Here is a 10,124-nt window from a genome sequence, read left to right on the forward strand (position 1 = left end):
GGCCTGGTGCTCCAGCACCATCCGAACAGCCCGCTCCCGCACCTCGTCCGAAAACTTGTCTGACTTTCTCATCGCTCTATCCTCTCAAGGGAAAGAGCCTCCGGGAAAGCCGGGGCGGTTCAGAGTGTCCCAATCCCAATCCCGATCCCGTTCAACTCCGATTGGTGGGTGTCCCCGACCCGACCAGTTGCCCCATCCTGTTGATGGGTGTCCCGATCCAGTTATCCCGATCCGTTCACCAATCCAACTCCCCCCCCATCCACTCCCGCTGAGTGCGATTGCCACATTCTTCCGCTAGGGATAGTCGACACGCCGCAAGGGGGCAACGGCGTTGGCGATCCGCGGCCGGACGGCCGGCGGCGCCGCCCGCGATAGGCGCCCGCCCCACCCGTTGCCACCCGCAGGAGCAATGCCATGACCATCGTGATTGCGCAGAACCAGCCCGGTCCGCTGCCGCTGAAAATCCCGTTCACTGCGCCGATCACCGGCGATGTGACGATTGCCTTCTCCGGCAGCTGCTGGAGCAGCACGGCCAGCAATCCCGGCGGCGTCGAAGTCTTTCTCGACGGAAAATCCCTGGGCAAGGCATTGCTGTTCTTCAACGCCCCCAACATGCACCAGGCGCTGCCGACGCAGATATTCGCGGTCAACCTCGGCGAGGGCCAACACACCATTACCCTGCAGGCGCTGTCGTCGACCGTCCTGTCCGACCGGAACGATTTCTTCTCGCTGTGGATCGTCGACTGATCCACAGGACCAGTCCCGCACGAGCGCTCACTTCGTTCGTCTGGCCTCGTCCTACCAGCGCCCTCGGCGGCATCGACCGGGCCCGTGCAATCCGGCGCCGGGCGCATTCCGCCATACGCCGCCCCGCCGCTGGCGCAGCGCCGTGTCTTTGCGGTCCATCCACAGGAGCCTTCCCGTGTCGTACTACATCGCACAGAACCAGGGCGGCGTGCTGCCGCTGACCTACCCGTTTGAAGTGCCCCTCACCGGCAACCTGACCCTGGGCTTTTCCGGCAGCTGCTGGGCCAGCCTGCCCGGCGCCATCTGCGGTGTCGCCGTCTACCTCGACGACAAGCACATCGGCGATGTGCCGCTGTTCTTCAACAACGCCAACCAGCACCTCGCCCTGCCGACGTTCTTCTTCCCGATCAGGCTAGGCCCAGGCCAGCATGCCATCACGCTGCGCGCGATCACCGACACCACGCGCACCGATCAGAATGACTATTTCTCGTTGTGGATCGTGGACTGAGCTGTGGTGCCGGGCCGCGCGTTGCGTGCGGCCCGGCGATGCAAGCAACGCACCCGGCCTGTGCGCCGGATGCATCGCGTGACTGGCTCAACCGGCAGCACCATGGTCCGGTAGCCGCTTCCTGCAGATAGCGCCTGGCGTCGATTTCATCACAGGGGTGACCTATTCGTGCTGCGCAACTCCGCCCGAGGCGCTTCCCGATATGCGAATAGTGGGTGTCCCGCTTTGCTTCCCTGCGATGCGTGAATAGTGGGTGTCCCGCTCTGCCCCCCCCCGCGATGCGTAAATAGTGGGTGTCCCGCTCTGCTCCCCCGCCCGAATTCAGGCCACCATCGCGTCGCCGTTTGACCAAGGCAGGCTCTCCAAGCATTCTTTGAATCGATCCGCGGCTGAATCGGAGAAGGCAGTTGATCGAGCTTCCTTTGCGAGATCCGTGCGACCTTTGTGAAGGCATGGCAGGTCGCGAAGAACGCTGGGCAATCATCGATGAAGGTGAATTCACCCTCACCGTGATCAATCCATGGCAGTTCGAGATCGGCCAGTGCTGCGTCATCACACGCCGGCATGTGGCAACGTTGCTGGAGCTTTCCCGGCAGGAATGCGCGGCGGTCATGGTCGCGGCCAAGCGAGTCGCCGAGGCGCTCGTCAGGGCCTACCAACCCCTCGGCATACTCACGTTCCAGAACAACGGGGTCTACAGCGGGCAGGAAACACCGCACTTCCACTTCCACGTGGTGCCCCGGCAACCCGGCAGCGACTGGGGCATAGGCCCGCCGCAACTCGCAACCTTCGATGGCGCCGGACGCCGGCGCGGAACACCGCATGACTCCAGCGGAGATGCACAGCGCCGGGAGCGCGTCCGGGCTTGCGCCTCGCAACTCGTCGAAACCGCGGCGCTGATTCGTTCCAACCTGCCGGAATAGCCCGGTTGGCCGTTTGCCCGGGTTTTCCAGCCAGGCGCGAAGCAGCAGGCTTCGGCCTGTTCAGTGAACCCAGGCGCGCCGCCGAACCGATTCCAGATAGCAGACAGCAGTCCCGCGCTGGCGGCAATCGACGCATGACTACAAACCTCGGCAGCGAAGGGATACCCGCCCTCACGAGTTCGTTTCGCAGCGCCCATCCAGGCAGCTGATTGGCCCCGCCTGGGCCGCTTTCGCGTGGAGCGGAAAGGCGAGCGCCCTGCACGGCTCGCGCTGTTCCATTGAACCCCAGGAATGCCGGGAGAGTTCGCCATGTCACGTCTTGCCGCCTGCGCCATCCTTTCGCTGCTGCCCGCCTGCGCCACGCTCGCTGCGGAAACCGCACTGAGCCCCATCGGCAATACCCTGTTGAGGAACTCGATCGCCGATACCCACCAATACGGCTACGGCTCGGCCACCGGCGATGTCGACAACGACGGCATCAGCGACCTCATCATCGCGCCGAACGGCACCTATTCCCTGCGCGTCCTGCGCGGCGCGGCCTGGGACGTGGGCAACGGCGGCGCGCTGATCAAGTTCTACGGCACCACGTTCCAGCCCGGCGTCGGGCTGCGCAGCAACACGGTCATCACCGGCGATTTCGACGGCGACGGCCGCGACGAAATCGCGTTCGGCAACCCGTCGTACAGCACCTCCGTGCCGTCCGGCGGCCGCGCCTACGTCGCCCGGCGCGATCCCTCCAGCGGCACCTGGGACGTCATCACCACCATCCAGCAGGAATTGAGCGGCTATCCCGGCGTGCACGAAGCCAGCGACAGCTTCGGCTACGCGCTGGCCGCCGGCGATTTCGACGGCGATGGCTACGACGACCTCGCCATCGGCTCCCACGGCGAGGACGTCGGCACCACCAACGAAGCCGGCGCCGTGATGATTACCTACGGCACGTCTTCTGGCATCACCTCTGCACGCAGCAGCCTGATTACGCGCAACAGCGATGGCCTGGGCTTCACGCCCATGGAAGACGACCGCTACGGCCTCGCGCTGACCAGCGGTGACTTCGACGCCGACGGCTACGCCGACCTCGCCATCGGCGCCACCGGCGCGCGCTGTCCCGACGGCACCACGCGCAGCGGCGCGGTGATCGTGATGTACGGCAGCGCGGGCGGCATCGTGAACACCCGCTCGCGCATCTTCCGGCCCGGCGTGAGCACGCTGCAGGGCAGCTGCGCCAACAGCCTGCGATTCGGCTCTGAACTGGCGGCCGCCGGCTTCGACGCCGGCCTGACCGACGACCTGGCGATAGGCACGGATGCCAATGCCGTCCATATCGTCTACGCCGGCGCGAACGGCCTGGAAACCGCCGGCAACCAGCGCTTCACCCCGGCGGACATCCCCGGCGCAGCCGCCGACAGCCGCTTCGGCACGCGCCTCGCCGCCGGCCGGCTGCGCCGCCTCAGCACAGGCCTGGTCTTCGGCCGCACCAGCCTGGCTATAGGCGCGCCGGACGACACGGTGAACGGCCTCAGCCAGGCCGGCTCGGTGATCATCCTGCACGCCGACGCGGAAGGATTGACCGCCACCGGCGCCGAACGCTGGACCCGCAGCGCCGCCCGCACCGTCGGCGCCCCCGCCGTCGACGACCGCTACGGCCACACGCTGACCATCGGCGACTACAACGATGACGGCGTGCAGGACCTGGCCATAGGCGTGCCCTACTACGACGACAACGCCACAGCTGACGACGGGGCGGTGGAGGTGTTGTATGGGAGTGGGTTTATTTTTCGGGACGGGTTTCAGTAAAGGCTTGGCCAATCCGACACAGCAACACGTTCGGCGTCCGCAGCCGTGCGGCGCCGACTACGCTCTGGCTGGTACAAGCGCTTCCCTCGGCAAGCCGGGACCGGCCGGATGAATGCGGCCAGATGCCCGGCAACCCCTCCGCGATCAACGGATCTTCGGCTTGCTGTACCACAGCGCATTCACGATCAACCACCGGTCGCTGAAGTTGCCCATGTGGAAGAAATCGACGAACCACGGCGTCTCCAGACGCACCGACGCCGCGTTGCCGGTGATATCGAGCACGGTGCAGGTACGGTTCCACTGGTCGGGCGGCGTTTTCAGCACGCCTTGTTTGGTAAGTTCGACCAGTTCCTCCTTGCTCATGCGGCGCAGGCCGAAACGTTCGTAAGGCGTATCGCCGATCACCGCACGCTTGGCCAGGTCCGGATGCAGCGAACGCGCGACGCGGTCGGGATTTCCTTCCAACTGGCCATCGATATAGTCAAAGCAGGTGGCCTTGACCGCTTCGACGGTCTTAGGGTCCAGCGTTTTCGGCTCGGCATTCGCGGCCGGGGTGCCGGCGGCCAGGGCGATAGTGGTGATCAGGGCGACAGGGGTCATCGATTATCTCGGAATGGGGATGGACAGATACGGACGCAGCTCGCGCGCGCTGTGTTGACCGGGTAAGGCGCGCGGAGATTTCATCGCGGCGCGAAACTGACAATGGCGGCAACGTTGCATCGCCCCGCCCTTCCGGCGTGTCATTCGGACATTCCAGCCGCGAGCAATCTCGCGGGCTTTTTGCCGGCGCGCTACTGGTAGACAAATCATGAGGCAGCATGGCTTGCCGGGCGTGTGGGTGACCACAGGAAATCCAGGGGAACTGGATCGGAATATTCTGGAGTGTGGGTGTCCCAGGTTGGGTGGTTGGGTGGCTGACTGACTCGCCTCCCGGACTCGCTACGGCTGGCGGGTGGGCAACGGCACTGGGAAACGGGATCGGAAGGTCCGGAGCGTGGGTGTCCCGGACTTCGTCCCGGAAGGTGGGTGTCCTGGATTTCGTCCAGGGGAACTGGATCGGAAAATTCTGGGGTGTGGGTGTCCCAAGCTAACTTCCAAGCTAACTGACTGACGTGCTTCTCGGGCTCGCTACGGCTGGCGCGTGGGCAACGGCGCAGGGAAACAGGATCGGAAGGTTCCGGAGCATGGGTGTCCCGGACTTCGTCGGACTTCGTCTCGGAGCGTGGGTGTCCTGGATTTAGTCCATACATTCCAACCGCAAACAAGCTGGCTACTACTTCATTGACACGCTGCGATGAGCGAATGGACGGTGGCGGAATCCTTAGGCGTCAGATCGGAAAATTCCAGAGCGTGGGTGTCCCCGATTCAGCCGCCCGATTCAGCCGCCAAAGTGTGGGTGTCCCCGATTGACTCATGCCCGGACCATACGGTGACGTCAGGAACGGACATAGTTCATAGCGAGCGCGGGAGTACCATTGTTGCAGAACAGCATTCTGCAAAGCAGAACTCTCATGCAGGATGATCCTGCGCATGCTTTCGTGCAGGACGCCCCAAGTTTTGCAATACCAACTGTCAACGCGCGTCAAGCCTACAAGCCACGAATCACACCGCGTGCGACGTTATTCACGACGCTCGCCGACAGTTCATGGAAGGCGATCGCAACGGAATGCTGAACAAGCCAACCTCTCGCGCGACGTCGGAGCTTGCTGCGTGATGCAGCAACCACATCGCATTCCTTGGGAGGGAGTCAAATGCAACCGTCAATCAAGTCGACGCGCCTGCGTCGGCTGCAGGCACATCTTTGCCGATATTTCACCGCCGCGGCATTCGTCGTCGCGAGCTTTCCCGGGCTGGCCACGGCAGCCGATGATGCTCATGCGACAAATCAACTTGCGCGCAACGTCAGCATGGCCAAGGCGGCGGGCCATCAGTTCCGCTCGTTCGAACTTCTGCACGACCAGGGAACGCCGCTTGCCAAGCGTTCGCAGGTCTCCGCGCTCGTTTCGCAGGGACGATTGCTGGCCGTCGACGAGGAAGCTGCAAAATCGCTGCTCGCGATCAAACCGCAGTATTTCACGCTGTCCGTTCCAGGCAGCGGCGATGTCGAACTCGTCCGCGTCAACTACGACAACGTCAAAATCGAGGGCGCAAACGGCGAAGACCTGTCCTGGACCAACACCGGTGTTCACTACCAGGGCACGCTCAAAGGCGATGCCAAATCGGCGGCCGCGCTCAGCGTGTTCCGAAATCCAGAAACGGGCGCCTACGAAGTTACCGGTGTCGTAGGAACCCCCGAAAGCGGCAATACACTGATCGGCCGGATCAAGGGCAGCAATCCGAGCAACGAGCATATCGTCTATCGCGAATCGGCCGTCTACAAGAAGAAATCAGGCCCCGCCGTGGAATGCGGCCTGGATGAGGTAAGCAAGGAAGGCCTGATCACCCCGGAACAATGTCCGGCATCCAGCACGCCAACCACACTACAGGACAAGCTGACACGGGCACTGACGGGCAATAAAGCGGGTTCTACGCCGGCCGAGGTGCTGCTCGCGAATGGCTGCGTGCGTATTCATCTGGAGGTCGAGAACGACGTCTATCTCGTCCAGGGGAACAATACGGCCAATTACGCTACCGGGTTCTTCAATGTCGCAAAGACCGTGTACGCCAATGAGAACATTCCCATCAACCTGCACTATCTGAAAGTCTGGACCACACCCAATCCGGAAGCCTCGATCAACGGCTACCAGGCCATCTGGAACACTTTCTGGAACCGGAAATACCAGGAAGGCATCCAGGGCGATCTCGCCATGCTGGTTGGCTTCCATATCGACCGCGGCATCGCGACACTCAACCGCATCTGCGGTCCGGACTACAACCAAACTGGCGTAAGCCCCATCCGCGATTACCCGTCCTACCCGACCTATTCCTGGGCCAGCGCCACCTTTCCGCACGAACTAGGCCACCTTTTCGGCTCCCAGCACACGCAAGCCTGCGCGTGGAACGGCAACAACACCGCGCTCGATGGCTGCGCGGCGCCGGAGGGCAGCTGCGCCCGGCCGTCGAACCAGAACGGCACCATCATGAGCTACTGCAGCAACTTCAGCCTTGCCCAAGGGTTTGGTTCCCAGCCGGGCAATCTGATTCGCAGCAGCTTCGCCGGTGCGACCTGTCTCGACTGCGGTGGACAAGGCTGCACCAGCAGTATCAGCCCGACCGCGGCGACAGTCAGCGCGAATACCACCAGCGGCACCATCGCGGTGACCACGAGTGCGGGCAACTGCTCCTGGAGTGCATCGACCGGCGCCAACTGGCTGACCACCACCTCCGGAGGCGGTCCCTTTACCGGCAGCGGCTCGGTTTCCTACACGGTTGCAGCAAACACGGGCGCCGCACGAAGCGGTACGTTGACCGTGGCGGGACAGACCTTCACCGTTTCGCAGCAGGCGGGCACGATCACCACGCCGCTCCTGAACAATGTCGCCGTCACCGCCAGCGGTGCCGCTGGCAGCGAGGCCGCCTACTACATCGACGTTCCGACGGGCGCAACGAATCTCGTCTTCACGACGAACGGCGGCAGCGGCGACGTCGATCTGTATACGCGCTTCGGCACCCCACCCACCGTGTCCGTCTACGATTGCCGCCCCTACCTGCCGGGGAACTCGGAAAGCTGCACCGTTCCCGCGCCGTCGGCCGGCCGCTATCACGTGATGCTGCGCGCTTACTCGGCCTATTCCAATGCTTCCTTGAAGGCCAGCTTCCAGGTACCCAACGTGACGACGGTCAACCTGACTACGCCCGCAGGCGGCGAGGTATGGTCGCGCGGCTCCACGCGCACCGTCAGCTGGACGGCGGCAAATTCGCAGCATGTCGATATCGCGCTGTACAAAGGCAGCAACTTCGTACAGTGGATCGCCTGGCACGTCGTGTCATCCAACGGCTCGTACGCATGGACGATTCCGTCGACACTGAACGCAGGCAATGACTACCGCATCACCGTGCTGGATTACGACCAGCGCAGTATCAGTTCGAGCAGTGGTTCGTTCACGCTGAACTGAGACGCCGTGGAGCACCGGCAGCGTGACCGCCAGGCACGCTGCCGGTGCTGCTGCGGACGCTCGCGGCGTGGGAGCTCGACTTTCTCAACTCAGGACACCCACATTCCAGTCATAAGCAATCACAGCTGCTTCCTGGGCGCATTGAGCAAGCAGACTATGTGCGAATTTAGGGCACCTGCGAATTTGCACAGTGCGAATTTTTGGATTGGGATTGGGACACCCACACTTAAGTCTTGGCTCTGAGATCAGTGCCTGAATTGGGACACCCACACAGTCCAACCAAACGATCTCGCGGCCACGTCATCGCCCCAGTCGCCAAAGCACCAGAAGCCGCTATCCGATCGCGCCAGGATGACAAAACGCATGCGCTTCTGTCGCCGACGACGCGTTCCCTGGGCCGACGCAGCACCGGCTTCTCGCACACGGTGATGCCGTAAAACGTCGCCTCTACTACCGCCGCTCTTTACGGCAGCAGTTACCTAGTCCAGCAGCCAAGCCAACCGGACTCCCTGAAGCCAACGCTGCCCAATATGTCCAGCCAGGTCGATCAGATCCTGCGCACAACCAACAGCCCGCGCCCAGCCGCCCCCATACCCGCGCACACGCATCTCCCAACGCTCTGCATCCTTATCGATAACCGAAAGTATCGCCGGAGCCCTTCCACCGATCCGACCACGCTTACCTGGCGCCAGCGCTCTGCCGGTCCAGTCGAGGACCTGCAGGTAATCGGCCGTACTGAGGGAAAGCGAGACTGGCAATACTCCGGCGACAGGACGCAGCAACGCCTCGGGCGAAAGCCCAGAACGAGCGAGGCTAATACGTTCGGTCGCACTGGTGTACGTTAGCGCATCCAGCCGCTCCACCACGCCAGCGCGGATCGGATTAAGGTCGACATAAGCCATGGCCGCGAGCAACACGTTCATCACAAAGCACTTGGCACCGAAACCGGCCTTCCCAGAACCGGCCAGTGCACTGATCCTCCCGATTGGCGCGGCGCGCGATGGGTTCGGCCAGGCAGCGCATGAACCAGGAGAGATCCCCGAGCCGGGCGCGCAGCCGCGCGAGACGTTCTGGATCGGCGAGCAATGCCTGGCGCTTCACGTCCGAAGCCTCATCGGCACCCTCACGCGGCGGAAACAGCCGGATCCAGCGCGACGCCACCTCTTCGTCGCTCCATGCCGCTGAGACGGCAGCGTCAACCTGCAGAACGATATGCAGGTGATTGCTCATCACCGCGTAGGCGTGAATAGCGACGGCGAAACAGGCTCCCAACAGGTGAAGTCGCTCGCGAACCCAGACCTTCCGATGTTCGAAATTCCGCCCCGTCAGCGCGTCGTCGCCGCAGAGGAAGGCGCGTCGCACGCACCGCTGGACGCAGTGGTAGCAGCCTTGGGCACCTTCCGAAGGGATGAGTTGGGAGCGTGGTCGAGCCATGGAGGCAGCATGACTTGCCGGGCGAGTGGCCGCCTACAGGAAATCCGGGAGCATTGGGTCGGAAAATTCTGGAGTGTGGGTGTCCCGCCCCCCTGGGATCCCCCTACCTGATTCGTTGGAAGTCGGCACCAGAAAATCCCGAAATGTGGGTGTCCCGGATTTCGTCCCCGGATTTCGCGCCGGTCTCCGGACGTCTCCTGGCGTCCCGCCCCCTCCGGCAACCGATCAGCCAAGCTGAGCTGCGACGATTCTTGCGCCTGTCTCGTCCACGCCCTGGCACATCAGTTCCAGCGCAGACCCATGCCCCAGCCCGCATCGGCTTTTTGTTCCACTTGCCCGATTTTCGGGACTGCGGGCCTTTGGCCACGGCAAACATCAACCCGCCCTGCTTACACCGTCGTACCGCCCAACCTGAAGGAGAACACTATTAACCGCCATCTACTCGCCGCGCTGCTCGCCCTGACCAGCGGCGCCGCTTCCGCGGAAATCGTCACGGTGCGCTACGAGTTCTTCGACGACGCTGCCTATTCCTACCGCTACGGCTGGTTCGGTTCGGACCTTGGCCCGACCGAGGGAACCATCCTCGGTGCAAAACTGGTACTGAAGGATTACCGCGTGCCAGCCGGCCTGGACGCTGCCCACTTCCACTTTGACTTCGCA

Annotated in this window: 9 protein-coding genes; 6 read left to right on the plus strand and 3 right to left on the minus strand. The window is 63.2% G+C overall.

Translation table 11 applies throughout. From position 1 onward, the window contains the following. Positions 1 to 414: 414 nt before the first annotated feature. The 4 genes from NM961_RS23465 (at position 415) to NM961_RS23480 (ending at position 3,975) form a co-directional block, all read left to right on the plus strand. Complete coding sequence (locus NM961_RS23465) at positions 415 to 747, plus strand: hypothetical protein (protein ID WP_255916861.1); 333 nt, start codon at positions 415 to 417, stop codon at positions 745 to 747. A 175-nt stretch (positions 748 to 922) separates the two neighbouring features. Further along, the gene (locus tag NM961_RS23470) at positions 923 to 1,255 is read left to right on the plus strand and encodes a hypothetical protein (protein ID WP_255916862.1); all 333 of its coding nucleotides are present in this window, start codon (positions 923 to 925) and stop codon (positions 1,253 to 1,255) included. 407 nt (positions 1,256 to 1,662) lie between these two features. Then, complete coding sequence (locus NM961_RS23475; protein WP_255916863.1) at positions 1,663 to 2,178, plus strand: HIT family protein; 516 nt, start codon at positions 1,663 to 1,665, stop codon at positions 2,176 to 2,178. A gap of 309 nt (positions 2,179 to 2,487) precedes the next feature. Then, complete coding sequence (locus NM961_RS23480; protein WP_255916864.1) at positions 2,488 to 3,975, plus strand: VCBS repeat-containing protein; 1,488 nt, start codon at positions 2,488 to 2,490, stop codon at positions 3,973 to 3,975. A gap of 144 nt (positions 3,976 to 4,119) precedes the next feature. Here the strand turns inward: NM961_RS23480 and NM961_RS23485 are convergent, their stop codons facing one another. Then, positions 4,120 to 4,575 carry a nuclear transport factor 2 family protein gene (locus tag NM961_RS23485; protein WP_255916865.1) on the minus strand — a complete coding sequence of 152 codons (456 nt, stop codon included), beginning with the start codon at positions 4,573 to 4,575 and terminating at the stop codon, positions 4,120 to 4,122. A gap of 1,151 nt (positions 4,576 to 5,726) precedes the next feature. On the opposite strand from NM961_RS23485, the gene NM961_RS23490 reads away from it, so the two are divergent. Next, entirely contained in the window at positions 5,727 to 8,030 is a 2,304-nt protein-coding gene (locus tag NM961_RS23490; protein WP_255916866.1) for a pre-peptidase C-terminal domain-containing protein, read from the plus strand. Positions 8,031 to 8,509: 479 nt separating this feature from the next. Here NM961_RS23490 and NM961_RS23495 read toward each other — a convergent pair whose 3' ends face one another. Together NM961_RS23495 and NM961_RS23500 are read right to left on the minus strand one after the other, a co-directional pair. Then, positions 8,510 to 8,953, minus strand: coding sequence for a hypothetical protein (locus tag NM961_RS23495; protein ID WP_255916867.1), 444 nt, complete (start codon positions 8,951 to 8,953; stop codon positions 8,510 to 8,512). Continuing rightward, positions 8,913 to 9,392 carry a hypothetical protein gene (locus NM961_RS23500; RefSeq protein WP_255916868.1) on the minus strand — a complete coding sequence of 160 codons (480 nt, stop codon included), beginning with the start codon at positions 9,390 to 9,392 and terminating at the stop codon, positions 8,913 to 8,915. Before NM961_RS23500 ends, NM961_RS23495 begins: the two co-directional genes overlap by 41 nt. Before the next feature lie 372 nt (positions 9,393 to 9,764). On the opposite strand from NM961_RS23500, the gene NM961_RS23505 reads away from it, so the two are divergent. Then, positions 9,765 to 10,124: hypothetical protein (locus tag NM961_RS23505; RefSeq protein WP_255916869.1), on the plus strand; the 360-nt coding region annotated here is incomplete at its 3' end.

Origin of the sequence: Tahibacter harae (assembly GCF_024437735.1) — a bacterium.
Lineage (GTDB): Bacteria > Pseudomonadota > Gammaproteobacteria > Xanthomonadales > Rhodanobacteraceae > Tahibacter > Tahibacter harae.